Raw genomic sequence first — 24,522 nt, forward strand, 5'->3', positions numbered from 1 at the left:
TCCCGTACCTACGTCGAACTACGCGGAGGTCGCGGTGAACGAAACGATGCAATCCGAACTTCATCGATGCCGTACCTGTGGCCAGTTGATCAAGACGATTGCGCTCGATCACGGGGTGTACTACCTGTCGCCCGAAGAAGCGCGCGAGCAGTTTCCCGGATTCGATCCGTCGAAATACTGACGCGCGTCCGTGCTTGACGGGCCGGGGCGCGACACGCGCGAACCCGTGCCCGGCAAGCGGCCGGATCCCGTTGCCACGCGTGGCGGAACGTCCCGGCCGAGATCCATCCGCCGGCGTCGCCCGTTTACGGAAACACCACCGTCCGGTCGCCGTTCAGGAACACCCGCCGCTCGATGAACGCCTTCACCGCCCGCGCGAGCGTGATGGATTCGACGTCACGCCCCACCGCGAGCAGTTGCTCCGGACGCAGCGCGTGATCGACCCGCTCGACCACCTGTTCGATGATCGGGCCTTCGTCGAGATCGTCGGTCACGAAATGCGCGGTCGCGCCGATCAGCTTCACGCCGCGCGCATGCGCCTGGTGATACGGCTTCGCGCCCTTGAAGCCGGGCAGGAACGAATGATGGATGTTGATCGCGCGGTTCGCGAGCTTCGCGCTCGTTTCCTGCGACAGCACCTGCATGTAGCGCGCGAGGATCACGAGTTCGGCGCCGCTCGACTCGAAGAAGTCGAGCCACTGCGCTTCCTGCTGCGCCTTGGTGTCGGCCGTGATCGGGAAGTGCCGGAACGGCAGCCCGTGCTGCGCGGCGAGCGGTTCGAAGTCCGGATGGTTCGACACGATGCCGACGATGTCCATCTTCAGTTCGCCCATCCGCCAGCGGAACAGCAGGTCCGCGAGGCAGTGTTCGAGCTTCGACACCATGATCAGCACCTTCGGGCGCGCGTTCACGTCGTGGATCGCCCACTGCGCAGCACCTTCGGCGTCGCCGCCGAGCGTGGCTGCGATCGGCTCGAACTCCTGGCGCAGCGCGTCGATCTGCAGCGTCTCATCCGTCGGATGAAACACGCAGCGCACGAAGAAGTGGTTGCTGAGGTCGTCGTCGAACACGTTCAGCGCGTCGACGTAGCAGCGATGGCGTTCGAGAAAGCCGACGACGGCGGCGACCTGACCGGCCGCGCTCGGGCACGACAGCGTCAGGACGAATTGATCGGGGCGTGGGTCGGCAGTCATGAGATTCCTCGGGTGTCATGGGGCGCGAACCCGCGCGGCGGCGCACCGGGGCGCCGCGCGACGCGGGTAGCGGGAGACTCAAGTAAATCAGGACGATTTTTGCGCGGATAGAACCAACGCGCCGTGTGGCTGGTATCGGTACGCCAGCACGGGCGCACGCCGCGCAGCCGGCGAGGCGGCGGTTTTCAGGCCCCCGGGCGGCCCGTCACGCCGGCGCGCACGCGTCGAGCAGCCAGCGCCGGAACACGTGGGTCGCGTCCGGCTCGGGCCGCTGCGGCGGCCGCACGAGGAAGTAGCCGCGCGACGTGACGACCGGCGCGTCGACGAGTTTCACCAGTTGCCCGGACGCGACGAGCTCGTCGACGAGCGGCGACCAGCCGAGCGCGACGCCTTCGCCGAGCAGCGCCGCGTGGATCACCAGCGCATAGCTGTTGAACGTCACGCCGCGCGCGGCGGCCGGCGCATCGAGACCGTGCGCGTCGAACCAGCCGGTCCACGACAGCCAGCGCTCGGGGCGGGTCGGCTGCACGTGCAGCAGCGGCAGCGCATGCAGGTGGTCGGGCCGCGCGACGTGCGGGTGCGCGGCGCGAAACGCCGGCGAGCAGACGGGCGTGACCGATTCCGGAAAGAGTCGCGCGGCCGTGCACGACGGCCAGTGGCCGTCGCCGAACAGGATCGCGATGTCGGCATGGTCGCGCTGCGCGTCGTAGTCCTGCGACGTGACGACCCGCACGTCGACATCCGGCATCACGTGCTTCAGGCCGGCCAGGCGTGGCATCAGCCAGTAGGTGGCGAACCCGAAATCCGTGACGATCGTGAGCGCGCCATGCTCGCGGCGCGCGCGCAGCGTCGCGGTGGCGCCGCGCAGCGTGTCGAGGCTGTGCCGCACCGCTTCGTACAGGCACTGGCCGTCGGTCGTCAGCGTGACGCCGCGCGGGCTGCGCTCGAACAGCGGCACGCCGAGCTCCGCCTCCAGCTGGAACACCTGCTGGCTCACGGCCGGCTGCGTCGAGCCCAGCTCGCGCGCGGCGGCCGTGAAGCTCGCGAGACGGGCGGCCGATTCGAACGCGCGCAGCGCCTGCATCGACGGTAACGCTTCGGGTTTCGACATAAGTCTCTCTAATGGCCCCATAAGGGGAGGACGCCTTCCCACGAGAATTCGGGCGGGAGATAGTGCTTCGGACGGCACGGCGCCGTGCCAGGCCCTCCGCGATTCTAGCCAGTCGCGGCCGGTGCGCGCGGCACTTTCTTCACGCTGCGTCCGTCATGCCGGCTGCGTCGCCGTTCGAGCGTCGCGCCGTTCCGTTCGAACACCGATTTCACCACGACCGCCGATGACGAACCCGACTCCCAACATCCTGATCCTGATGGCCGACCAGCTCACGCCGTTCGCGTTGCCGGCCTACGGCAACCGCGTCGCGCGCACGCCGACGCTCGACCGCCTGGCCGCGCAAGGCGTGGTGTTCGACGCCGCATACTGCGCGAGCCCGCTGTGCGCGCCGTCGCGCTTCTCGTTGCTGACCGGCAAGCTGCCGTCGGGTATCGGTGCCTACGATAACGCCGCCGAATTACCGGCGCAAACGCTGACGTTCGCGCACTACCTGCGCGCGGGCGGCTACCGGACGATGCTGTCCGGCAAGATGCACTTCTGCGGCCCCGACCAGCTGCACGGCTTCGAGGAGCGGCTCACGACCGACATCTATCCGGCGGACTTCGGCTGGGTGCCGGACTGGGATCAGCCGACCGAGCGGCCGAGCTGGTATCACAACATGAGCTCGGTGCTCGAGGCCGGCCCGTGCGTGCGCACGAACCAGCTCGACTTCGACGACGAAGTCACGTTCGCCGCGAAGCAGAAGCTGTACGACGTCGCGCGCGAGCGCGCGGCCGGGCACGACGAGCGGCCGTTCTGCATGGTCGTGTCGCTGACGCATCCGCACGATCCGTATGCGATCACGCGCGAATACTGGGATCTGTACCGCGACGAAGACATCGACATGCCGGCCGTGCGGCTCGATGCGGCAGAGAGCGACCCGCATTCGCAGCGGCTGCGCTTCGTCAGCGAAACCGACCGCACGCCGCCCACCGACGCGCAGATCCGCGCCGCACGCCATGCGTACTACGGCGCGACGTCCTACGTCGACGCGCAGTTCGGCAGCGTGCTGGCCGCGCTCGAGCAATGCGGGTTCGCCGACGACACGATCGTGATCGTCACGTCCGACCATGGCGACATGCTCGGCGAGCGCGGGCTCTGGTACAAGATGACGTTCTTCGAAGGCGGCTGCCGCGTGCCGCTGATCGTCCACGCGCCGAACCGCTTCGATGCGGCGCGCGTGCGCGGGCCCGTGTCGCACGTCGATCTGCTGCCGACGCTCGTCGACCTGGCCGGCGCCGCGCCGGCCGGCGGCTGGCCCGACCCGGTCGACGGCGCAAGCCTCGTGCCGCATCTGCATGGCACGCCTGCGCACGACGTCGCGCTCGGCGAATACCTCGCGGAAGGGGCGATCGCACCGGTCGTGATGATCCGCCGCGGCGACTGGAAGTACGTGCATTGCCCGGCCGATCCCGACCAGCTCTACAACCTCGCCGACGATCCGCGTGAGCGCACCAACCTGGCCGGAACGCCCGAAGCGGCCGACCTGCTCGCCGCATTCCGCGCCGAGGCCGCGCAGCGCTGGAACCTGCCAGAGCTCGACGCCCAGGTGCGCGCCAGCCAGCGGCGACGCCGGTTCCATTACGCCGCGACGACGCAGGGCCGCATCCAGGCGTGGGACTGGCAGCCGTTCACCGATGCGACCCAGCGCTACATGCGCAATCACATCGAACTCGACACGCTCGAAGCGATGGCGCGCTTTCCGCGCGTCGGGCGCTGAATGGTCCGCATCGCGGACATTGACGAACGACGGAGGAGACTCATCATGAAACGACAGTGCAATGCAGCAATCCGGAGCATCGGCGCGGTATTCGCCGCGGCGGCATGCGTGATGGCGACCCAGCCCGCGCACGCCGCCGACCCGCAGACGTGTCGCGACGTGAAGATGGCCGCGCCCGGCTGGACCGACATCGACGCGACCAACGCGATGGCCGGCGTCGTGCTGAAGGCGCTCGGCTATCGGCAGGACGTCGCGAACCTGTCGGTGCCGATCACGTATCAGGGGCTCAAGAAAGGGCAGGTCGACGTGTTCCTCGGCAACTGGATGCCCGCACAGGCGCCGCTCGTGAAGCCGTTCGTCGACGAGAAGTCGATCGACGTGCTGCACGCGAACCTGAGCGGCGCGAAGTTCACGCTGGCGGTGCCCGACTACGTCGCGGCCGCCGGCGTGCACACGTTCGCCGATCTCGCGCGCTACGCGGACCGCTTCGACGACAAGATCTACGGTATCGAGCCCGGCGCGCCCGCGAACCAGAACATCAAGCGGATGCTGTCCGATCATGCGCTTGGGTCCGCGAACTGGTCGCTGGTCGAATCGAGCGAGACGGGGATGCTCACGCAGGTCGAGCGCGCGGTCCGCGACAAGCGCTGGATCGTGTTTCTCGCGTGGGAGCCGCACCTGATGAACACCAAGTTCCACCTGACCTACCTGTCGGGCGGCGACGCGTACTTCGGGCCGAACTACGGCGGCGCGACGGTCAACACCGTGACCCGCTCCGGCTTTGCCGGCCAGTGCACGAACCTCGCGCGGCTGTTCCGGCAGATGACGTTCTCCGTCGACGTCGAGAACAAGATGATCGCCGACATGCTCGACAACAAATCGTCGCCCGCGGTCGCGGCGCAGCATGTGCTGAAGGCCGACCCCGCACTCGTCGAGGGCTGGCTGAACGGTGTGACCACCGCGTCCGGCACCCCTGCGCTGCCGGCCGTGCGCGCGGCGCTTGACAGCCACTGACCTGCCTCCGGGCGGCCGGTTTTTTACCCGGTCGCCCGTCTCCGTGTTTTCCCGACCAGTCGCATCGAGACTATTTGGTGTCGCCTTCAGACGGGTGACCCGAAATATGGGTTTGTATTTTTCGCCAATGGCTGCGTTATTGCGAAAACAGAAATGCCGAAGCCATCGGACGTACTGAATTCGAATCAGCCGGCGTATTGCAGCACGCGTCAGGCCACGGTTCTTTCCATTGAACGGTTCAGGGAGGGTGGGCGAGAATGAAGCAAAAGAAAGTTGCCGTAGCCGCTGCGCTGGTATGCGCGGCCTGTATTCCCGCCATCGGTCACGCGCAGAGCAGCGTGACGCTGTACGGGATTCTCGACGCGGGCATCACGTACGTGAACAACACGGGCGGTTCGCACGTGGTCAAGTTCGACGACGGCGTCGCATACGGGAACCGCTTCGGCCTGAAGGGCACGGAAGATCTCGGCGGTGGACTGAAGGCGGTCTTCACGCTCGAGAGCGGTTTCCACCTCGGCAACGGGCAACTCGGCTTCGGCGGTTCGGAGTTCGGGCGTCAGGCTTACGTCGGCCTGCAGAACGACTGGGGCACGCTGTCGTTCGGCAACCAGCTCGACATCACCAATGAGCTCGTGTCGATCTACAACATCTCGGCATGGGGCAGCGGCTATGCGATCCACCAGGGCGACTTCGACCGCTTCAACGGCGACCGCCTGCCGAACTCGGTGAAATTCCTGTCGAACGACCTGAGCGGCTTCAAGTTCGGCGCGATGTACTCGTTCGGCAACGTCGCCGGCAACTTCCACCGCAACAGCGCATGGAGCGCGGGCGCGAGCTTCACGCACGGCGACTTCTCGGTCGGCGCCGCGTACACGCGCCTGAACAACCCGAACGGCATCTACGGGTTCGACCCGTACGCGATGATCGGCACGCATACGTTCCTCGGCCAGCAGACCGTCACCGTCGATCCGACGACCGGCGCACGCACCGACCTGTACGCGGACACGGCGATGAACGTCGACAGCCAGGGCACCTTCGGCATCGGCACGAGCTACACGATCGGCAAGCTGTCGCTCGACGCGAACTTCTCGTACACGACGATCAAGGGCTTCGGCCAGTCGTCGCACATGCAGGTGTATGAAGGCGGCGGCCTGTACCAGTTCACGCCGGCGCTGAGCTTCATCGCGGGCTACCAGCACACGCGCTTCGAAGGCCACCACTGGAACCAGGGCACGGCCGGCCTGCACTACCTGCTGTCGAAGCGCACCGACGTGTACATCTCCGGCGATTACCTGCGCGCGTCGCAGGGCGTCGATGCGGTCATCGGCTACAGCTTCACGCCGTCGACGACGCAGACGCAGGCCGACGTGCGGATCGGCATGCGGCATTCGTTCTGAGCGGGGTGTAGTAGCGTTTTCGACGTCTTCAGCGAGGTCTCTCTTTGGCGCGAACTGCGGTTCGCGCCTTTTTTTTGCAATGCGGTGCGATGCCGTGCCGCGCAGTGTGATGCGGACCGGCGTCGCCCGCGTCGGGGAAGCCCCGGCGGGGTTCAGGCGGTTGGCGATATCATCGCGGTTTGGCCGCGTATCGTCTCGTCGATCGGCGGCCGCCCTTCGATGACGCTTCCCCGATGACCGCCCCGTTACCCGATTCCAGCTCGCCGTCGCCGTTACCCGCCAATCTGTTTCGCCACGCGCCGTTCCAGCGTTTCTGGGGGACGCGCGTGATGTCGTCGCTGGCGTTCCAGATCCTGTCGGTCGCGATCGGCTGGTACGTGTATGCCCTCACGCACAGTGCGTTCGCGCTCGGCCTCGTCGGCCTCGCGCAGTTCGTGCCGATGTTCGCGCTGACGCTCGTCGTCGGGCAGGTGGCCGACCGTTACGACCGGCGGCGCATCGCGACGATCTGCCAGAGCATCGAGGCGCTGGCCGCCGGCGTGTTCCTGCTCGGCGCGGCGCAAGGGTGGCTGGCGGCATCGGGTGTCTATGCGCTCGCGGCGGTCGTCGGCACCGCGCGTGCGTTCGAATCGCCGTCGGTGTCGTCGCTGCTGCCGGCCGTCGTGCCGCGCAGCGACCTGCCGCGCGCGACCGCGCTGTCGACGTCCGCGAACCAGGCCGCGCAGATTCTCGGGCCGGCATTCGGCGGGCTGCTGTACGGCCTCGGCGCACCGGTTGCGTTCGGCACGAGCGTCGTCGCGTTCGCGATCGCGGCGATGCTGAGCGGCACGATTCCGCTGCGTAGCGCACCGCCCGCGCGCGAGCCTGTTACGCTGCGCTCGGTGTTCTCGGGCATCGCGTTCATCCGGCGCGAGCCGGCGATCCTCGGCGCGCTGTCGCTCGACCTGTTCGCGGTGCTGTTCGGCGGCGCGACCGCGCTGCTGCCGATCTACGCGCGCGACATCCTGCAGGTGGGGCCGTGGGGGCTCGGCGCGTTACGCGCCGCGCCCGCGGTCGGCGCGCTCGCGGGCACGCTGTGGCTCACGCGTTTTCCGTTGAAGGGGCGGCCCGGCCGCGCGATGTTCGGCGGCGTGATTGCCTTCGGCATCGCGACGATCGTGTTCGGGCTGTCGCGACATTTCGCGCTATCGCTCGTCGCGCTGGCGGCGCTCGGCGCATCGGACGTGGTCAGCGTCGTCGTGCGCCTGTCGCTCGTGCAGTTGAGAACGCCGGACGACATGCTCGGGCGCGTGAGCGCGGTCAACTCGCTGTTCATCGGCACGTCGAACCAGCTCGGCGAATTCGAATCGGGCGTGACCGCCGCATGGTGGGGCGCGCCGGCCGCGATCGTCGTCGGCGGCGCGGCGACGATCGCCGTCGCGCTCACGTGGATGCGGCTGTTTCCCCAGTTGACCGACATGAAGTCGCTCGAACGCGACGCGTGACGGATGTCGCGCGTTACGCGTCCGGCATCACGCGCACGGCCGTGCCGTAGCAGATGACTTCGGTCACGCCCGTCCCGATCTCGGTCGAGTCGTAGCGCATCGCGACGATCGCGTTCGCGCCGAGCTTGCGCGCATCGGCGAGCATCTTGTCGAAGGCCTGCTGGCGTGCCTTCTCGCACAGCGACGTATACAGCGTGATGTTCCCGCCGAACAGCGTTTGCAGCGCCGCGCCGAACGAGCCGACGATCGAGCGCGAGCGCACGATGATGCCCTGCGCGACGCCGAGCGAGCGGACGGTCGTGTGGCCGGGAAGATCGAACGCGGTCGTGACGCGATCGGGCGAAAGGTCGTCGACGGAGCGGGAGAAGTCGGTCATGGCGGAGTCCGGTAATTTCAGGGAGGCGAACCGGGATTCTAGCGGCATGCGAGCGGGAACCTCACCGGGCGGCGATACGCGGCGAGCGCGGTGCGTACCGTTGCCCGCTGCGCGGATCCGGCCTTGCGACGCGAATTCCCGGTTGCGGAACGCGCGGCGATGATGACGTCGACAGCACCGGCCGGATCGATGGCGCCGCGTTCATGAGGCGTCATGGGTCAGTTTTTCCTTGAACAGCGAGACAAATTCATTGACCAGGCGCGATCTCGGGCGATACGCGGGGTACATGAGCGCAATGTTGAACGGAATCGGTGGCTCGAACGGGCGCGCAACGATGCCGCGGCCGGCATGCGCTCTTGCGGTGACGGGGTCGACGAGCGAGACGCCGACGCCCTCGGCCACCAAGACGCAAGCCGGGGAAAACAGGCCGGCTTCGACGCGGATGGTCAATTTCGCGCCGGCCGCCTCGAATGCGTTGCTGATACGGGCGAACGTCATGTGGTCCTGGTTGAGTGAGATGAACGGAACGCCGTCCAGGTCCACAGGGGTGACGACTTTCTTTTTCGCCAGCGGATGTGCCTTAGGAAGCACGCACACGCACTGCATCTCCAGCGGTTCGCATTCGATCATCGGATCGTCGGCGGGCAACTCGGCAATGCCGACGTCCACGTATTGCGAGGCCACCCACTCGCGGACTTTCGTCGACGACTGAATCTGCATCGACGACGATATCTTCGGCCGGTCGGCAAGAAACGACGCAAGCACGCGCGGCAGAAAATCGAGCGCGAGACTCGGGAGGCAGGCGACGCGCAGATTGCCCGCCTTGTTTTCACGAAGATCGCGAGCCATTTCCGAGATTCGATTGAAGCTGGAGATCGTTTTTTCCGCTTCATCGGCAAGGCGAAGGGCTTCCGGGGTGGGGGTCAAGCGCCCCTTGGTCCGCTCGAAAAGCGCGAAACCGAGCTCACGTTCGAAATTGGAAATCACGCTGCTGACGGCGGGCTGCGTGATATTCAGGATTTCGGCCGCCTGCGTGGTGGTCCCCGTCGTGATGACCGTCCGCAGGACTTTCAGTTGGCGTATCTGCACGCTGTTTCCTTCATCGAGCCTGGTGGGTTACGACATGCGCATGTGTTGCCGAGCGGTGGCTCGCGACACCCGCACACCGGGGGAAATACCGGACGCGCCCGGTGCGTTCTCCATACGGATGCGATCGTACCGTATAAGGTCGACTTATACGCTAACAAAAATAATTGATTTGTGCTTCTAGTTTTGACATCGAATACTTCGTTTGCCAGGCCAGCCACCCAGGATGGTTCGGCATTGACGCTACCGGCATTCGGGAGAGCGGGGTATGGGAACGGAGAAAATTTCGATGTGCGAACAAAAGGCGTCACACAAGATCGACAGGCAGCGCCGTCATGTCATGAAGGGTGCGCTCGCGCTGTCCGGCGCGGCGGTACTCGGGGCGCCGGCGATCGTGCTGGGCCAGAACCGGAAAATCGTGACGCGCGACCCCGGTGGACCGTTTACGCAGGCATTCAACGAGGCGTTCTACAAGCCGTTCAAGCAGGCCACCGGCATTACCGTCGTCGGACTGCCTGCCGAGGCCGAGCCGAGCGGCATGATCAAGGCGATGGTAGACGCGAAGAATTATCAGTGGGACATGGCGCACATCAGCAAGTCGACTCACCTCGCGCTTGCCGAGCAGGGCTACCTGGCGCCGATCGCCGGAAAAAACGGACTGGGCGCGAATGCAAGGAAGATTCCGCAGGAGATGCGGACCGACTTCATTCTTGGCGTCGACATCTTCGCGACGGTGATTGCCTATCGCACCGATACCGTCAAACGTCCGCCGAGCGGATGGAAGGATTTCTTCGATATCAAGGGCTATCCCGGACTAAGAGGACTGCGCAAGAATCCATTCGATACGCTCGAGGAAGCATTGATGGCGGACGGTGTGGCGCCGGGCCAGTTGTATCCGCTGGATGTGGACCGCGCGTTCAGGAAGCTGAATCAGATCAAGCGCGATGTCGGTGTCTGGTGGGATAACGGCGCCCAGTCCGCACAGATGCTGAAGACCGGCGAGGTCGACATGCTGCCGATCTGGAACGGCAGGGCGCAGGTGGTCATCGACGGCGGCGCACCGGTCAAGCTGGTCTGGAACCAGGCAATCTGGACCTACGAAGGGTTCTCGATCCTGAAGGGCGGGCCGAACGTGGACATGTGCCGGGAGTTCATCGAGTTTTGCGCGCAGCCTCGCCAACAGGCGATCTTTACCGATTACGTCTGCTATGGCCCGACCTCGCCGGACGCGTTTCAGTACGTGAAGCCGGATCGAGCACCGATGCTGCCGAATCATGGCGGCAGGCTCGCGCATATGTTGCAGGCCAATTCGGAGTATTGGGGGAAACACAAGGATGCGGCGACCGACCGCTTCAACGCGTGGCTGTTGGCCTGATGCCAGTCGAACGCGAGTCGGAAGATCTTTCGATGAATGATGCGGGCGCATCGGAATACGCCGCATATTGGGGAAACACGTGAATCAGGTTTACAAGCTCAAGGCAAGCAAGGTCCGGAAGTCGTACGGCCAGGTAACGGCCCTCGAGGAAACGAGCCTCGAAATGAAGGAGGGCGAGTTCCTGACGCTGCTCGGACCGTCGGGATCGGGGAAGACGACCCTGCTCATGGCCATCGCGGGCCTCAACCCGCCCGATAGCGGAGAGATCTGGATCGACGGCAAGCTGGCCACGTACTTGCCGCCCTTTCAGCGGGATCTGGGCATGGTGTTTCAGAGCTATGCGCTGTTTCCTCACATGACGATCTTCGACAATGTCGCCTTCCCGCTTCGGATGAGAAAGGTTTCGGAAAACGCGATTCGGCAGAGGGTGGAACAGGTATTGCAAACCGTGCAGTTGCCGCACGTGGCCCGACGTTTTCCGCGCGAGCTGTCGGGCGGCCAGCAGCAGCGCATCGCATTGGCGCGATGTTTCGTCTACGGTCCGTCGATCATCCTGATGGACGAGCCGTTGGGTGCACTGGACAAGAAGATGCGGGATGCGCTGCAACTGGAGATCAAGCACCTGCACGAGAACATGGGAACCACCGTGCTCTATGTGACGCATGACCAGGAAGAAGCGATGGTCATGTCCGATCGAATCTGCCTGATGAACAACGCCCGGATCGAACAGATCGGCACGCCCGACGAGATCTATTTCCGGCCGCGAACCGTTTTCGCGGCCAATTTTCTCGGCGAGTCCAATCTGCTCGATGCGGTCGTCGCGGAATCCGGCGCGAACGGTTCGGGCCTGTTCCTGGCCGGGGGAGACGAAATCAGGGTGGCGACGCGTATCGATGCACGACGGGGAACGCGCATGACGGCGATCGTGCGGCCGGAATGCATGAGAGTGATGGCCGACGGCGAGCACGAGGACAACGTCCTGAGCGGCATCGTGGTCGACAGCGTATTTACGGGCAGCGTGACGAAGCTTTATATCGAGCTGGATAACGGCACGGCGGTGAAAGCGACGCAACTGACGACCGAACGGAAGCAGGCATTCGATAGAGGGCAGCCGGTGCGCGTGGGTTGGCGGCGCGATCAGACGGTTGCCATTCCGGCCGATGACGCGGAGGGCTTATGAGTTCGTTGCTCGATTCGGGCAAGTCGGTGCAGAAGGACGGCGGGGTCTCGGTGCCGCTTCGCATCCGCTTTCCATTCCTGAACGCATGGCCGATCGTTCCTGCGCTCGTGTTGCTGGGCGTCTTTTTCGCGATGCCGATAGGCGCGTTGCTGGGCGTGAGTTTCATGGACGCGCAGGGGCGCCTGTCTCTCGAAAATTATGCGCGGCTCTGGCAGGGGGACGTCTATTTCCGCGTGCTCTGGATCACGCTGAAAACGGCCGGCTGGGTCACGCTGTTCACGGTGCTGTTTGCCTATCCGGTCGCGTTTCTGCTGGCAACGGTCAGGAATTCCACGAGGAACTCGCTGATCGTCTGGATATTGATGCCGTTGTGGACGAGCTTTCTGGTTCGTACCTTTGCCTGGATGGTATTGCTCGGGCGCCATGGCGTCATCAATCAATTCCTCCTTGCGATCGGTGTCGTCGACATGCCGGTCAAGATGATCTACAACTTCACCGGTGTGTTGATCGGCATGATGCATGCCGTCCTGCCGTTGTGCATCATGACGATGCTGCCGACCATGGAGAGCATCGACCCCAATCTGACGAGAGCGGCCGGAACGTTGGGTGCAAGACCCGGCCAGTCGTTCTGGCGGATCTATTTCCCGCTCTCGATGCCGGGCGTGGCGTCCGGCGGGCTGATCACGTTCATCACCGCGATCGGATTCTTTGTCATGCCCGCGCTGCTGGGTGGCCCCAACGACACGATGATTGCGCAACTGATCATCTTTCAGATCAACCAGATGCTGAACTGGGGATTTGCCGGCGCGATCAGTCTGCTGTTCATTCTGTCCGCGCTGGTCATTTTCTTCATCTACGAAAAGATGTTCGGGCTGTCCACGCTGTCGGGTGGGGCGCGGCATGCGGACGGCGTATTGGCGCGCGCGGGCAACCGGCTCGGCGGTTGCTTCGTCGCGGGGATGGCGTTTCTTGCCGAAAAGATCGATCTGCTCGGTGAAAGGATAAAGCCGGCGAGGCCGGATGCGCCGATACGGAATGGCAGTCGCCGTGTTCTGTGGGCCGTCGTGCTGATCATGATCGTCTTTTTGTGCGGGCCGGCGTTGTTCGTGATTCCGGTGTCCTTTACCAGCGACAACTTCATCAACTGGCCTCCGTCCGGATTTTCGCTGCAGTGGTACGAGGCGGTCCTGGGTTCCCGTCAATGGCTCGCGGCGGCGGGACGATCGGGTCTGATTGCACTGCTGGCGGCCGGATGCAGCATGACGCTGGGCGTGCCCGTCGCGTTCTTCATCATGCGCCAGCGCTTCAAGGGGAAAGCCGTCGCGCTGGCGTTCGTGCTCTCACCGATGATCGTGCCGCACGTCATTATCGCAATAGCGTTGTTTTATATTTTCTCGAGAATGAACCTGGTCGGAACGATCACGGGGATGGTGATCGGGCATTCGATCATCAATATTCCCTATGTCGTGATCACCGTGATGTCGCTGCTGAAATACTACGACGTCCGGCTGGACCAGGCGGCTTCGTTGTTGGGCGCGACAAAGCTCAGGACGTTTCGACATGTGACGTTGCCGATCCTGCGGTCCGGCCTGATTGCCGCGGCGATGTTCGCTTTCGTGATGTCGTTCGACGAACTGACAGTTGCACTCTTCGTCACCGGCGGGCAATTCGAGACATTGCCGAAGCTGATGTGGGATGACGCGTTGCTGAACGTGAATCCATCGCTGACGGCGGCGGCTTCGCTACTGCTGGGGTTCATGACGATCGTCATCCTGGTGTCCAATCAATTGGAGCGGCGAGGGCGGCGCTGACTGAACGGCATCGCCGGATGGCCGCCTTCGAATGCAGTTAAGGCGGGGCATTAAATAATGCAGGATTCCTATATGGTATGCGTAATCCATCGGCCTCGAATCAAACCAGGCTTTTCGCATGCAGGCGTCGAGAAACGAGACTGACGGGTGGTACGAAGGCCGGTGGCGTTCGTTCTCGAACCGACCGGGAGTTCAGGCGATGCGGACAGGTCGCGCGCGGATGCGGGCCCCGCGAATCGTGCTTGTGGAAGATTAAAGGATCAATGAAGAACTCCAGTTCAAATTCGGTCGCCGTCGTCGGCGCCGGAATCGTCGGGCTTTGTATTGCCTATTACCTTCAAAAGGCCGGCTTGAGGGCGGTTTTGATCGATCGCTCGCTCCCCGGCACCGGATGTTCCTTCGGAAACTCGGGTGCGTTGTCCGAGAATTCGGTCACGCCGATCGGCATGCCGGGCATTGCGTGGAAGGCGCCGAGAATGCTCATGGATCCGCGCAGTCCGCTGAAGATCCGGCCCGGCTATGTACCGCAGGCCGCGCCGTGGCTGCGGTCTTTCGTGCGATCCGCAAACGAGCGGCGCGTGATCGAGATCGCGGATTCGCTTGCGGGCCTGCTGCATGGATCGTCGCATGCGCACCACGCGATACTGGAGGATATCGGTGCGATCGAGCTGCTCAGCGACGGCGGGCAACTGCACGCGTATCCGGACGAAGCGAGCCTGGCCAAGGATGCATTGTCGTGGCGGCTGCGCGAGGCGCGCGGATTGATCGGCAAGCGGGTCGACCGCCAGGAAATGCGGGAACTCGAACCGGCCCTGAGCGATAGATACCGGGCGGGGATGTTCCTGCCGACCCAGAAATGGGTGAAGGATCCGTACCAGTACTGCCGGCGCCTGTTCGCCACGCTGAGCGAACGAGGCGGCCAGTTCGTTCATGGCACCGTCACGGGCCTCGACCGAAGCGGAGAGGGATGGACGGTGCGCGTCGACGGCCACACCGATGTCGGTTGCGCGAACGTGATCGTGGCGACCGGCGTGAACGCGCCGGGCCTGCTCGAGCCATGGGGAACCCGTTTGCCGTTGATCAGCCAGCGCGGTTACCACGTGCATCTGCTCAGTCCGAATGTCAAGGTCAACCGGATTATTGCGCTGGCCGACCGGAAGGCGTTCGTGACGCCGATGGGAGACGGGCTTCGCATCGGCGGAACCGTGGAAATCGACGATCCCGACGCGTCGCCGACCGAGCGGCGCGCGACGTTCCTGGCCGACGATGTGGCGTCGGCCGTGACGGGCGTGAATGTCCGCCATGCAACGAGGTGGATGGGGAATCGGCCTTGCAGCCCCGATTCGATGCCCTTCATCGGCACGTCCGATCGCCATCCCGGGCTTTGGTATGCGGCCGGGCATGGTCATCTCGGGCTGACGGGATCCGCCAACACCGGCGCGTTGATCGCCGGATCGCTGCTATCCGGACAGGTCGATCCGCGGCTCGCTCCGTTTTCGGCCGACCGGCGGATCTGATTCAGCTTCATCGCTCCTTTCCGGACGACGCCTGTTCGCAGGCGGCCGGTCGGGATCGAACCACCTCGACACGATCCATACAGGAGGACACTCATGATCGTTCGTCACGAAGTCACCCAGCGTCTCAGCAAGGTTGTCGTGGCCAATGGCTTCGCCTTTCTCTCCGGCGTCACGGCAAGAGACCGGAGCGGCGGGGTCGGCGCACAGACCCGGGACATTCTCGAGCAGATCGACGGCTATCTGGAACGGGCCGGCACCGACAAGGCGAGCATCGTGGTCGCCAACATCTGGCTGAAGGAAATCGGCGGCTTTGCGGCCATGAACGATGCGTGGGAGGCATGGGTCGACAGGGAAAATCCGCCGGCGCGTGCGACGGTCGAATCCCGATTGGCCGCCGACGACATTCTCGTCGAGATTCAGGTTCAGGCAGTCGTCTGAGCGAGTCGATCCGAGCCGATCGATTCACCGGTTCGACATGGCGGTGAGAGCGGGTCGGCGTGCGGAAGCAGTTTTCCGGAAACGATAAATAAATGCGGGGTACTGATGATGTTTGGGGAACGCAGTGTATCGAAGACGACATCGAACGTCGCCGGGACGCGGACGTGCAGCGCCGGGCGGCGTGGCGCGGCAGTCGGCCGGTTTGCCCTTGGCGGCCGGGTCATGAAGAATCTCGTGCTCGGCGCCGTGCTGGCGGGCGTCGCGTTGGGGGCCCAGGCCAGGGATTGGTCGACGATCCGGTTTGGCGTCGATGCGAGCTACCCGCCGTTCGAATCGAAGGACGTCAGCGGCAAGGTCGTCGGTTTCGACGTCGATCTCGGTAACGAGATTTGCCGGCGCCTGAGCGCGAAGTGCGTGTGGATCGAAAGCGATTTCGACTCGATGATTCCGGCATTGAAGGCGCGCAAATTCGACGGCGTGCTGTCGTCGATGTCGATGACGCAGCAACGCGCCGAACAGATCGCGTTCTCCGCGAAGCTGTTCAGAACGCCGACGCGCCTGGTCGCGAAGAAGGGTTCCGGCCTGTTGCCGGCGGCGGAATCGCTGCGAGGCAAGTCGGTTGGCGTCGAGCAGGGCACGATCCAGGAAGCCTATGCGAAGATCCACTGGGCGTCGAAGGGCGTGCGGATCGTGTCGTACCAGAACCAGGATGCCGTGTACCAGGACCTGATCTCCGGCCGGCTCGACGCCGCGCTGCAGGACGCGGTACACGCCGATCTGGGTTTTCTGAAGTTGCCGCGTGGCGCGAACTTCCAGTTCGTCGGCGGCGAGATCGACGATCCGAAGATCTTCGGCCGGGGCACGGGCATCGGGATGCGCAAGGAAGATGCGGACTTGAAGGCGAAGATCGACCAGGCGATTGCGGACATGCTGAAGGACGGCACGTACAAGACGCTCGAGAAGAAGTATTTTGGGTTCGACGTGTACGGCGGTTGACGCAGGCGCGGCGCACGCGACGCATGTCGTGCGCGCCGCATTGCCGCGAAACGCGCGACGCCGGCGGATTCGTCTGCAACGCTCAATGCGTCGCGCGCCGGTCGCTGCGCGGGCTCACACCAAAACGCGAACGGTACGTGCGCGAGAAATGCGACGGCGATTCGAAGCCGCACGCGACGCACACCGACGTGATGCTCATGTCGGTTTGCTGCAGCAACTCGCGCGCGCGGTCCAGACGCAGGTTCAGGTAGAAACGCGTCGGCGTGTCGTTCAGCGTCGCGCTGAACAGCCGTTCGAGCTGGCGCCGCGTGATCGACACCTCCTGCGCGAGCGTATCGGAGCCGAGCGGGGTCTCCATATGCCGCTGCATCGTGTCGATCACCTGGATCAGCTTGCGGTTGTGCACGCCGTAGCGCGCGGCGATCTCGAGCCGCTGGCTGTCCGAACGCTGCCGGATCCGGCTCACGACGAACTGCTCGGAGATCGCCGCTGCGAGATCGGCACCATGCCGCCGGCCGATCAGGTCGAGCATCATGTCGATCGACGCGGTGCCGCCCGCGCACGTGATGCGCCGGTCGTCGATCTCGAACAGTTCCTGCGTCGCGTTGAGCGCCGGGTAGCGTTCGCGGAACGCGGCGAGCGCTTCCCAGTGCAGCGTGAGCGTTTGCGATGCGTCGAACAGCCCGGCTTCCGCGAGCACGAAGCTGCCGGTGTCGATCCCGCCGAGCGTCGCGCCGTGCCGGTTTTGCCGGCGCAGCCAGTCGGCGAGCGCGCGGTCGTAGCACACCAGCGGATCGAAGCCGGCGACGACGAACACCGTCTCGACCTGCGCGACGTCCGCGCACGCGGCTTCGGCCGCGACCGGGATCCCGTTGCTCGCGGCCACGGGTGCGCCATCCGCGCTGATCACGTGCCAGCGGTACAGCTCGGTGCGAAAGCGGTTCGCGACGCGCAACGGCTCGACCGCGGACATGAAGCCGAGCGCGGAGAAGCCGGGCAGCAACAGGAAGTGGAAATCCTCTGGCATCGGAGCGTGGAGTGAAATCGGGTGGTCGTCGCGTGCGGCGGCCGGAGCGGCACGCGCACACCGCGCCCGGCTCGCACGAGCCGAACGTTCAACACGGGATTATCGCGGGTTTTGCCGACGCTCAGCGCGTTTTCGAGCCGCGCACCGACCGGCGGGCGGTCGTCGAAGGCAGTTCGCCGAACTGCGCCTTGTACGCGTTCGCGAAATGCCCGAGGTGGATGAAGCCCCAGCGCGCGGCGGCTTCGCTGATCGGCAGATCGGCTTGTCGCGTGTCGAGCAGCAGGCGGCGCACCTGCGAGAGGCGCAGCGAGCGCGTGTAGTTCAGCGGGCTCGTTTGCGCGACCGACTGAAAGCTGTTCTGCATCGTGCGCCGGCTCACGCGCAGTTGCGTGCACAGGCTGAGGATGTCGACGGGCGCTTCCGGGTGCTCGATCACGTAGTCGTGCACGCGGCGCACGATGTCGGCGTGGCATGCATGCGTGAGGCGGTTCGACGGCTCCGGCATCCGGTACGTGAGGAGATCGACGAGCACGTTGGCGACTTCGCCACGCAGCTCGCACTGCGCACGCGCCGCATCGAACGTATCGGGCCCCGTCAGCACGCGTTCGAGCAGCGTCGCGAGCTGCACGCTCGCGCGTTCGCGCGCGGTGACCGGCACGTCGACGACGCCGCGCCGCAGCGTGCGTTCGTCCACCCGGACGTCGGCCGCATCCTCGATCTGTTGCATCAGCTCGGGATCGACGACCACGCCGATCAGCGACATGTCGTCGGGAGAATGGAGTTCGAACGGCGAGCCGCCGCGTGCCATCACGAGCGTGCCGCGCTCGATGCGCGCATCGCCGAACGCGAAGGTGCCCGAGCCGGTGAGCGGCATCCCGAACACCGTATGACCGGGCGGCAATTGCCCGCGCTGGATGATGCGCACGTTCGCCGCTTCCTGGAACAGCTGGACGCCGTCGAGTTCCACGTGCTTGACCGCGCTGCGATACGAGCCCGAGCCGATCTGGTCGTAACGCTGATCCCAGCCGCGCAACGCCTCGGCATGCCGGTCTGCGTCGTCGAACATCTGGTGAAACACGAGCACGGCGCCTCCGGCGGTCGTTCGGACGGCGCAAGAATAAACCGACCACGCGGTCGGCGCAATACGGATGAGCGCTATTCGGCATGGGGTTTTTCAGGGGTCGGAAGAGAGGCGTCCTGCGTGGCTTTCAGGTGGTTTTCCAATATCCCGAATCGGCACGCACGCGTTGCCGGTCCTGGTGTCGAGCGGATTTATTGTCGAACTACAGTCGCCCCACATAACGTGATTCCCAACTGGAGGCGACATGAGAGCAAGGCGACGAACCGCGGCATGCGCGGCGACGCTGGCGTTCGCGGCGGCGTGGGCCGGCAGCGCGTACGCGACGGAAAAGCCCGAGGAACTGGTCGTACAGAAGATGCCGCCGTGGCATCCGCACGAGGTCTACGTCGTCGATATCTCGATGCCGAACATGACCGACGGGCGCATCTACGTGTACGACGCCGACGCGAAGAAGCTGCTCGGCCAGATCGACGGCGGCTTCGCGCCCGGCCTCGCGATCTCGCCGGACCACAAGACGAGTTTCATCGCGACGACCTATTTCTCGCGAGGCTCGCACGGCACGCGTACCGACGTCGTCGAGATGACGGACAACGCGACGCTCGATCACACGGGCGAGATCGTGATTCCGGCAAAGCACGGGCAGCACGTGCCGTCGCCGTACAACACCGCGTTCGGCGCCGACGGCAAGCGGCTGTACGTCGCGAACATCACGCCCGCTGCGTCGGTGACGGTGATCGATGCGGTGTCGAAGAAAGTGCTGTCGGAAATCGACACCGCGGCGTGCGTGCTCGCGTATCCGTCGGGCAACGACCGCTTCACCGCGCTGTGCGAAAGCGGCAAGGCGCTGACCATCACGCTCGACGCGAACGGCAAGGAAGCGAAGCGCACGATGTCGGATGCGTTCATCGACGTCGACCAGGATCCGGCCTTCGTGAACGCGTCGCGCTACGACGGCGGCTATCTGTTCACGACGTACCACGGCAACGTGCGCCGTGCCGATTTCAGCGGCGACAAGCCGGTATTCGGCAAGTCGTGGTCGCTCGTGACCGAGGCCGAGCGCGCGGAAGGCTGGCGGCCGGGCGGCATGCAGCAGACCGCCGTGCAGGCGAGGCAGCACCGCTACTACGTGCTGATGCACAAGGGCGGCGACGGCTCGCACAAGGATCCCGGCACGCAGGTGTGGGTGTACGACCTGAAGACGAAACAGCGCGTCGCGCGCTGGGATCTCGCGCAGCAGAAGGTCGATCCATTGGTGTCGATCCAGGTCAGCGACGACGACAAGCCGCTGTTCTACGGCCTGACCGGCACGTCCGATCTCGTCGTGATGGACGCGCGCACCGGCAAGCTGCAGCACGTCGAGAAGCAGATCGGCAGCACGCCGACGCTGCTCGTGAACCCGTGAGGCCGCGATGACGCTCGATCCCGTACTCGCCACCAGCGCGCAGGCCGGCGCGGCCGTCGTCGTGCTGCTCGGCGCCTTCGCGAAGATGCGCCGGCCTGCCGCGTTCCGGCAGGCGCTCGCCGGCTATCGCCTGCTGCCCGATGCGCTCACCGCGCCGGCTGCGTTCTCGATTCCGCTCGCGGAAGCTCTCTGCGCGGCAGCGCTGCTGTTTCCCGATACGCGCATGGCCGGTGCGCTCGGCCTGATCGCGCTGCTGCTCGTGTTCGCGGCCGGCATGGCGATCAACATCCTGCGCGGCCATACCGACATCGACTGCGGCTGTTCCGGCTTCGCCGCGACGCGCGCGGATGCGCCGCGCGGCATCGGCTGGCTGCATGTCGCACGCGTGCTGCTGCTCGTCGCGCTGGCCGCGACCGCGCTCGTCGAACCGGGCGGCCGCGCGGTCGTGTGGTTCGACTACCTGACGTTGTTTTCTTCCGTATTGCTGATCGTCTGCGCGCTGCTCACCGTCGACGTGCTGCTCGCCAACGTACCGCGCCTTTCCCACCTGAGGAATTCATGATGCAAACCGCTCTCACCGTTTCCACCGCCTTGCTGTGGGTTGCCGTCCTCGCGCTCGGCGCGATCTGTCTCGCGCTCGTCCGGCAGATCGGCATCCTGTACGAACGCATCATGCCCGCCGGCGCGCTGATGATCGACAAGGGGCCGGCAGTCGGCGCGATCGCGCCGATGTTCGAGCTGACCGACATTCGCGGTTCGCAGGTGAAGGTCGGCGGCATCGATGCGTCGGGCAAGGCCACGCTGCTGTTCTTCCTGTCGCCGACGTGTCCGGTCTGCAAGAAGCTGCTGCCGCTGTTGCCGTCGCTGCAGGCGAGCGAATCGACGCCGGTGAACATCGTGCTCGCGAGCGATGGCGATCTCGACGAACACACGCGCTTCGCGCAGAAACACAACCTCGCGCGCTTCCCGTACGTGCTGTCGCAGGAGCTCGGCCTGGCGTACCAGATCGGCAAGCTGCCGTACGCGGTGCTGCTCGACGATGCCGGCACCGTGCGTGCGAAGGGCCTCGTCAACACCCGCGAGCATCTCGAGAGCCTGTTCGAAGCGAAGGAGCGTGGCGTCGCGTCGCTGCAGCAGTTCGTGCACGGCGATCACGACCACGGCGGTCACGAAAAGCACGCGCAGCACGCGTGATCGGCCGACTCTCTTTCAACGTCAACGGAGAACAACGACATGGGCCTGTTTGATTCATGGTTCGAACGGTCGGCGCGCGGCGTCGCGCAGCACAGTTCGCGGCGCAGCGCGATGGCGAAGCTCGGCAAGGTGCTGGTGGGGTCGGCGATGCTGCCGCTCCTGCCGGTCGATCGCACCGCGTATGCGGCTGATGCGGCGTCTGCCGCATCGGGGGCTTCCGGCGCCGCCGCATCGGGCGCGAGCGACGATCCGACGAGCTGCGATTACTGGAAATACTGCGCGATCGACGGCTGGCTGTGCAGTTGCTGCGGCGGCACGTCGAGCAGTTGCCCGCCGGGCACCACACCGTCGCCGATTACGTGGATCGGCACCTGCCGCAATCCGCATGACGGTTCGGACTACATCGTGTCGTACAACGACTGCTGCGGCAAGACGTCGTGCGGCAAGTGCTTCTGCAATCGCAACGAGCGCGAGAAGCCGCTGTACAAGCTGTCGCTGAACAACGACATCAACTGGTGCATGGCGAACGGCAATTCGAATTACCACTGTTCGGTTTCGGTCCTGCTTGGAGCAGCAAAACAATGAAAGTGAAGCAAGCTGGAAAGATCGTTGTTGCATGCGTGGCGGCCGCGGCCGGTTTTGCGTTGCCGGGTTTCGCTGGCGCGCAGCAGGCTGTCCATTACCCGGCAGGCAAGAGCATGTTCGACGCGCAGTGCGCGGTGTGTCACCAGGCGGGCGGCAAGGGGCAGGACGGCCTGGCGCCGCCGCTGACCGAGTATCCGGGCAAGTACGCGGCGGCCGACGCAGGGCGTGCGCAACTGACGGCGACGCTGTTGCACGGGATGTTCGGCGAGATCAAGGTGCACGACAAGAGCTACAACTTCAAGATGCCGTCGTTTGCGAGCGCGAGCGACGACGATATCGCGAACGTGCTCAACTACGTCGTGTTCGATCTCAACGAACAGCACGGCGGCGCGAAGCCGTTCACCGCCGCAGACATTCGCGCGGCGCGGGCGAAGGAGATGGACGGAACGGCCGTGCATGCGCAACGTGCGATCGTGACGAAGGGGCTGGGGCTGTGACTGCGTCGCGCATGCGGCGCCTTCTGTCGTCGTGGCTGGTGGCGGTCGCGGGTGTCGCAGGTGCGATGGCGGTACCCGCGCATGCCGACGGCGTGACCGATGCCACGCTCGCGCGACAGCACTGGGTGCTCAACTGCATGGGGTGCCACACGGCGACGGGCGGCGGCATCCCGGGCAAGGTGCCCCCGCTCGCGAATTCGCTCGGCTATTTCACGCATTTGCCAGCGGGGCGCGAGTACGTGATGCGCGTGCCCGGCGCGTCGAACTCGGCGCTGTCCGACCAGGATCTCGCCGACGTGCTCAACTGGGTGCTCACGACGATGAACCGCGATGCGCTGCCGCGCGATTTCAAGCCTTATACGGCGGCCGAAGTTGCCGCGCATCGACGGCCGGCGTTTTCGGATGTCGCGACCGTGCGTGCCGGGCTGGTCCGGGCGCTGCACGAGCGCGGGATAGAAGGGGTATCCGACCGGTACTGAGCCGGGCCTTCAACGACGCGGCGGCGCGGTCTCCCCGCGCCGTCACGCGCGAATGAGCACGACACCGAGGATCAGGCACGCCGCACCGGCAATGCGGATCACGCTGACCGGATGCTGCGGCGTGCCGAACAACCCGAACTGGTCGAGGATCAATGCGCCGACCATCTGCCCGACGACGACCAGCGCGAGCGTCGTCGCCGCGCCCAGCCGCGGCACCATCAGGATCGCGACGCCGATGAACAGCGCGCCGAAGAATCCGCCCGTCCAGCTGAACCACGATCCGGCTTCGGCGAATGCACCCGTTACGCGCGGCTGCGGCGACAGGAGCGCGACCGCCAGCATCGCGACCAGCCCGACGAAGTAGCTGACCGAGCCGGCCCACCACGGGGACGCGAGTTGCGCGCGCAGGTTCGCGTTGAGCACCTGCTGCAGCGCGACGCTCATGCCGGCGGCGACGACGAGCAGCCAGGACAGAAGAGTGGTCATCGAAGTCATGAAGATCGAACGCTCCTGAAAGTCCGGCCGCCACGGTGGTGGCGACCCGGCAGCTTTCATTCTGCGCAGCGCTCCGGTATAACGCAAATATCAAATCCGGCGCTTATCCATCTCGTTTCGGCATGCCATCCCTGAGACAGATCCAGTATTTCCTGACCGTGGCCGATCTCGGCGGATTCACGCCGGCGGCGGGCGCGCTCCATGTCGCGCAGTCGGCGCTCAGCCGGCAGATCGGTCAACTCGAAGACGAACTGGGTTTCCTGCTGTTCGAGCGCGAGCCGCGAGGTGTCCGGCTGACACCGGCCGGGGCGATTTATCGCGATCGGGTCGAGTCGATCCCGGCGACGCTGACAGCCGCGGCGGAAGAGGGCGCGCAACTGGCACGCGGCGAAGCGGGCGTGTTGCGGCTGCTGCATTCGAGCACCATTCCCGTCAGCAGTCTGATGCCGGATCTCGACCGGTTCATGAGCGAGTGCCCGGGGGCGCGCATCGACGTCGATCGCGCGTCGTCCGAGGATCAGGTGCTCGACGTCGCGAACGGGAATGCCGATGTCGGGATCGTCAGGCTGCCGGTGTTGCGGCGCGATGCGCGGGTCCGGTTCGTCGAGATGGCGGCGGAGCGTTTGTGCGTGGCGGCGCCGGCCGGTCATCCGCTGGCGCAGCAGAAACGGACGACGGTCGCGCGATTGCGGCGCGAGCCGTTCGTGTCGGCGGTGTATCGCGAGCGCGGCGGGTTGGCGCGGGTGGTGACCGATCTGTGCCTGAAGCGCGGGTTCGTGCCGGCGACCGCGCGCATCGTTTCGCCCAAGACGTCGATGCTGAATCTCGTGGCTGCCGGGCGAGGAGTGGCGATCGTGCCGGAGCGGATGGCGTCTATCGGGATCGACGGGGTCGTTTTCGTCCCGCTTGCCGATGACGATGCGAAGTCGGTTTGCGCGCTGGTGCTGCCGGTGGAGCCGACGGTGCTGGCGGACGCGTTTGTGCGGATTGTGGGAGCGGGCGGCGGGTAGCGCTCCGGCGCGCCG

Annotated in this window: 25 protein-coding genes; 18 read left to right on the top strand and 7 right to left on the bottom strand. The window is 65.3% G+C overall.

Annotation, left to right across the window (positions count from 1 at the left end):
- Positions 1-46: 46 nt before the first annotated feature.
- Positions 47-181, top strand: coding sequence for a hypothetical protein (locus BX604_RS39570; RefSeq protein ID WP_257146306.1), 135 nt, complete (start codon positions 47-49; stop codon positions 179-181).
- Positions 182-305: 124 nt separating this feature from the next.
- Here the strand turns inward: BX604_RS39570 and purU are convergent, their stop codons facing one another.
- Positions 306-1,193, bottom strand: a complete 888-nt coding sequence (gene purU, locus BX604_RS13760; RefSeq protein ID WP_098551272.1) for a formyltetrahydrofolate deformylase — start codon at positions 1,191-1,193, stop codon at positions 306-308.
- A gap of 205 nt (positions 1,194-1,398) precedes the next feature.
- A complete protein-coding gene (locus tag BX604_RS13765) occupies positions 1,399-2,325 on the bottom strand; it encodes a choline sulfate utilization transcriptional regulator (protein ID WP_098551273.1) in 927 nt (308 codons plus the stop codon).
- 202 nt (positions 2,326-2,527) lie between these two features.
- On the opposite strand from BX604_RS13765, the gene betC reads away from it, so the two are divergent.
- From betC to BX604_RS13790, 4 genes are all read left to right on the top strand, one after another.
- Positions 2,528-4,063 (top strand): choline-sulfatase, encoded by a 1,536-nt coding sequence (betC, locus tag BX604_RS13775; protein ID WP_098551274.1) that lies wholly within the window; start codon positions 2,528-2,530, stop codon positions 4,061-4,063.
- Positions 4,064-4,108: 45 nt separating this feature from the next.
- On the top strand, positions 4,109-5,077 hold the full coding sequence (choX, locus tag BX604_RS13780) for a choline ABC transporter substrate-binding protein (RefSeq protein ID WP_098551275.1): 969 nt from the start codon (positions 4,109-4,111) through the stop codon (positions 5,075-5,077).
- Positions 5,078-5,334: 257 nt separating this feature from the next.
- The gene (locus BX604_RS13785) at positions 5,335-6,474 is read left to right on the top strand and encodes a porin (RefSeq protein ID WP_098551276.1); all 1,140 of its coding nucleotides are present in this window, start codon (positions 5,335-5,337) and stop codon (positions 6,472-6,474) included.
- 233 nt (positions 6,475-6,707) lie between these two features.
- Positions 6,708-7,958: an MFS transporter gene (locus BX604_RS13790; RefSeq protein ID WP_098551277.1), complete on the top strand. Its 1,251-nt coding sequence runs from the start codon at positions 6,708-6,710 to the stop codon at positions 7,956-7,958.
- 13 nt (positions 7,959-7,971) lie between these two features.
- Here the strand turns inward: BX604_RS13790 and BX604_RS13795 are convergent, their stop codons facing one another.
- A complete protein-coding gene (locus BX604_RS13795) occupies positions 7,972-8,334 on the bottom strand; it encodes a YbjQ family protein (RefSeq protein ID WP_098551278.1) in 363 nt (120 codons plus the stop codon).
- Between the two features lie 201 nt (positions 8,335-8,535).
- Positions 8,536-9,423 (bottom strand): LysR family transcriptional regulator, encoded by an 888-nt coding sequence (locus BX604_RS13800; protein WP_098551279.1) that lies wholly within the window; start codon positions 9,421-9,423, stop codon positions 8,536-8,538.
- Positions 9,424-9,688: 265 nt separating this feature from the next.
- On the opposite strand from BX604_RS13800, the gene BX604_RS13805 reads away from it, so the two are divergent.
- The 6 genes from BX604_RS13805 (at position 9,689) to BX604_RS13830 (ending at position 16,737) form a co-directional block, all read left to right on the top strand.
- Positions 9,689-10,795, top strand: a complete 1,107-nt coding sequence (locus BX604_RS13805) for an ABC transporter substrate-binding protein (protein WP_244108971.1) — start codon at positions 9,689-9,691, stop codon at positions 10,793-10,795.
- 79 nt (positions 10,796-10,874) lie between these two features.
- Complete coding sequence (locus BX604_RS13810) at positions 10,875-11,975, top strand: ABC transporter ATP-binding protein (RefSeq protein ID WP_244108970.1); 1,101 nt, start codon at positions 10,875-10,877, stop codon at positions 11,973-11,975.
- Positions 11,972-13,786, top strand: coding sequence for an ABC transporter permease subunit (locus BX604_RS13815; protein ID WP_098551280.1), 1,815 nt, complete (start codon positions 11,972-11,974; stop codon positions 13,784-13,786). Before BX604_RS13810 ends, BX604_RS13815 begins: the two co-directional genes overlap by 4 nt.
- Positions 13,787-14,049: 263 nt before the next feature.
- Positions 14,050-15,303 carry an NAD(P)/FAD-dependent oxidoreductase gene (locus BX604_RS13820; protein WP_179894800.1) on the top strand — a complete coding sequence of 418 codons (1,254 nt, stop codon included), beginning with the start codon at positions 14,050-14,052 and terminating at the stop codon, positions 15,301-15,303.
- 93 nt (positions 15,304-15,396) lie between these two features.
- Positions 15,397-15,741: a RidA family protein gene (locus BX604_RS13825; RefSeq protein WP_098551282.1), complete on the top strand. Its 345-nt coding sequence runs from the start codon at positions 15,397-15,399 to the stop codon at positions 15,739-15,741.
- A gap of 222 nt (positions 15,742-15,963) precedes the next feature.
- A complete protein-coding gene (locus tag BX604_RS13830; protein WP_098551283.1) occupies positions 15,964-16,737 on the top strand; it encodes an ABC transporter substrate-binding protein in 774 nt (257 codons plus the stop codon).
- 82 nt (positions 16,738-16,819) lie between these two features.
- Here the strand turns inward: BX604_RS13830 and BX604_RS13835 are convergent, their stop codons facing one another.
- Both BX604_RS13835 and BX604_RS13840 read right to left on the bottom strand, forming a co-directional pair.
- Complete coding sequence (locus tag BX604_RS13835; protein WP_098551284.1) at positions 16,820-17,764, bottom strand: GlxA family transcriptional regulator; 945 nt, start codon at positions 17,762-17,764, stop codon at positions 16,820-16,822.
- Between the two features lie 121 nt (positions 17,765-17,885).
- Entirely contained in the window at positions 17,886-18,848 is a 963-nt protein-coding gene (locus tag BX604_RS13840; RefSeq protein ID WP_098551285.1) for a helix-turn-helix domain-containing protein, read from the bottom strand.
- 241 nt (positions 18,849-19,089) lie between these two features.
- Between BX604_RS13840 and BX604_RS13845 the strand changes: the two genes are divergently transcribed.
- From BX604_RS13845 to BX604_RS13870, 6 genes are read left to right on the top strand one after another with little or no spacing between them, the layout of a single operon-like run.
- Entirely contained in the window at positions 19,090-20,247 is a 1,158-nt protein-coding gene (locus BX604_RS13845; protein WP_098551286.1) for an amine dehydrogenase large subunit, read from the top strand.
- Between the two features lie 7 nt (positions 20,248-20,254).
- Complete coding sequence (locus BX604_RS13850; RefSeq protein WP_098551287.1) at positions 20,255-20,809, top strand: MauE/DoxX family redox-associated membrane protein; 555 nt, start codon at positions 20,255-20,257, stop codon at positions 20,807-20,809.
- The gene (gene mauD, locus BX604_RS13855) at positions 20,806-21,441 is read left to right on the top strand and encodes a methylamine dehydrogenase accessory protein MauD (RefSeq protein WP_098551288.1); all 636 of its coding nucleotides are present in this window, start codon (positions 20,806-20,808) and stop codon (positions 21,439-21,441) included. Before BX604_RS13850 ends, mauD begins: the two co-directional genes overlap by 4 nt.
- A 39-nt stretch (positions 21,442-21,480) precedes the next feature.
- On the top strand, positions 21,481-22,026 hold the full coding sequence (locus BX604_RS13860) for a methylamine dehydrogenase light chain (RefSeq protein ID WP_098551289.1): 546 nt from the start codon (positions 21,481-21,483) through the stop codon (positions 22,024-22,026).
- The gene (locus BX604_RS13865; RefSeq protein ID WP_098551290.1) at positions 22,023-22,523 is read left to right on the top strand and encodes a c-type cytochrome; all 501 of its coding nucleotides are present in this window, start codon (positions 22,023-22,025) and stop codon (positions 22,521-22,523) included. Before BX604_RS13860 ends, BX604_RS13865 begins: the two co-directional genes overlap by 4 nt.
- Before the next feature lie 11 nt (positions 22,524-22,534).
- Positions 22,535-23,002 (top strand): c-type cytochrome, encoded by a 468-nt coding sequence (locus BX604_RS13870; RefSeq protein WP_098551291.1) that lies wholly within the window; start codon positions 22,535-22,537, stop codon positions 23,000-23,002.
- A gap of 42 nt (positions 23,003-23,044) precedes the next feature.
- On the opposite strand, the gene BX604_RS13875 is transcribed toward BX604_RS13870, so the two are convergent.
- On the bottom strand, positions 23,045-23,488 hold the full coding sequence (locus tag BX604_RS13875) for a DMT family transporter (protein WP_098551292.1): 444 nt from the start codon (positions 23,486-23,488) through the stop codon (positions 23,045-23,047).
- A gap of 47 nt (positions 23,489-23,535) precedes the next feature.
- Between BX604_RS13875 and BX604_RS13880 the strand changes: the two genes are divergently transcribed.
- Positions 23,536-24,507: a LysR family transcriptional regulator gene (locus BX604_RS13880; protein WP_257146307.1), complete on the top strand. Its 972-nt coding sequence runs from the start codon at positions 23,536-23,538 to the stop codon at positions 24,505-24,507.
- The last annotated feature ends 15 nt before the right edge of the window (positions 24,508-24,522 follow it).

It is taken from the genome of Burkholderia sp. JKS000303 (assembly GCF_002563755.1).
Classification (GTDB): Bacteria; Pseudomonadota; Gammaproteobacteria; order Burkholderiales; family Burkholderiaceae; genus Burkholderia; species Burkholderia anthina_B.

Excerpts from the sequence above, each read along its gene's own strand:
- BX604_RS13850 (WP_098551287.1), top strand. The coding sequence starts at position 20,255 with ATGACGCTCGATCCCGTACTCGCCACCAGCGCGCAGGCCGGCGCGGCC.
- BX604_RS13835 (WP_098551284.1), bottom strand. The coding sequence starts at position 17,764 with ATGCCAGAGGATTTCCACTTCCTGTTGCTGCCCGGCTTCTCCGCGCTC.
- choX (WP_098551275.1), top strand. The coding sequence starts at position 4,109 with ATGAAACGACAGTGCAATGCAGCAATCCGGAGCATCGGCGCGGTATTC.
- BX604_RS13795 (WP_098551278.1), bottom strand. The coding sequence starts at position 8,334 with ATGACCGACTTCTCCCGCTCCGTCGACGACCTTTCGCCCGATCGCGTC.
- BX604_RS13805 (WP_244108971.1), top strand. The coding sequence starts at position 9,689 with ATGGGAACGGAGAAAATTTCGATGTGCGAACAAAAGGCGTCACACAAG.
- BX604_RS13825 (WP_098551282.1), top strand. The coding sequence starts at position 15,397 with ATGATCGTTCGTCACGAAGTCACCCAGCGTCTCAGCAAGGTTGTCGTG.
- purU (WP_098551272.1), bottom strand. The coding sequence starts at position 1,193 with ATGACTGCCGACCCACGCCCCGATCAATTCGTCCTGACGCTGTCGTGC.
- BX604_RS13845 (WP_098551286.1), top strand. The coding sequence starts at position 19,090 with ATGAGAGCAAGGCGACGAACCGCGGCATGCGCGGCGACGCTGGCGTTC.
- BX604_RS13765 (WP_098551273.1), bottom strand. The coding sequence starts at position 2,325 with ATGGGGCCATTAGAGAGACTTATGTCGAAACCCGAAGCGTTACCGTCG.
- BX604_RS13785 (WP_098551276.1), top strand. The coding sequence starts at position 5,335 with ATGAAGCAAAAGAAAGTTGCCGTAGCCGCTGCGCTGGTATGCGCGGCC.
- BX604_RS13820 (WP_179894800.1), top strand. The coding sequence starts at position 14,050 with ATGAAGAACTCCAGTTCAAATTCGGTCGCCGTCGTCGGCGCCGGAATC.
- BX604_RS39570 (WP_257146306.1), top strand. The coding sequence starts at position 47 with ATGCAATCCGAACTTCATCGATGCCGTACCTGTGGCCAGTTGATCAAG.
- BX604_RS13870 (WP_098551291.1), top strand. The coding sequence starts at position 22,535 with ATGCGGCGCCTTCTGTCGTCGTGGCTGGTGGCGGTCGCGGGTGTCGCA.
- BX604_RS13830 (WP_098551283.1), top strand. The coding sequence starts at position 15,964 with ATGAAGAATCTCGTGCTCGGCGCCGTGCTGGCGGGCGTCGCGTTGGGG.
- BX604_RS13815 (WP_098551280.1), top strand. The coding sequence starts at position 11,972 with ATGAGTTCGTTGCTCGATTCGGGCAAGTCGGTGCAGAAGGACGGCGGG.
- BX604_RS13860 (WP_098551289.1), top strand. The coding sequence starts at position 21,481 with ATGGGCCTGTTTGATTCATGGTTCGAACGGTCGGCGCGCGGCGTCGCG.
- betC (WP_098551274.1), top strand. The coding sequence starts at position 2,528 with ATGACGAACCCGACTCCCAACATCCTGATCCTGATGGCCGACCAGCTC.
- BX604_RS13790 (WP_098551277.1), top strand. The coding sequence starts at position 6,708 with ATGACCGCCCCGTTACCCGATTCCAGCTCGCCGTCGCCGTTACCCGCC.
- BX604_RS13875 (WP_098551292.1), bottom strand. The coding sequence starts at position 23,488 with ATGACCACTCTTCTGTCCTGGCTGCTCGTCGTCGCCGCCGGCATGAGC.
- BX604_RS13865 (WP_098551290.1), top strand. The coding sequence starts at position 22,023 with ATGAAAGTGAAGCAAGCTGGAAAGATCGTTGTTGCATGCGTGGCGGCC.
- mauD (WP_098551288.1), top strand. The coding sequence starts at position 20,806 with ATGATGCAAACCGCTCTCACCGTTTCCACCGCCTTGCTGTGGGTTGCC.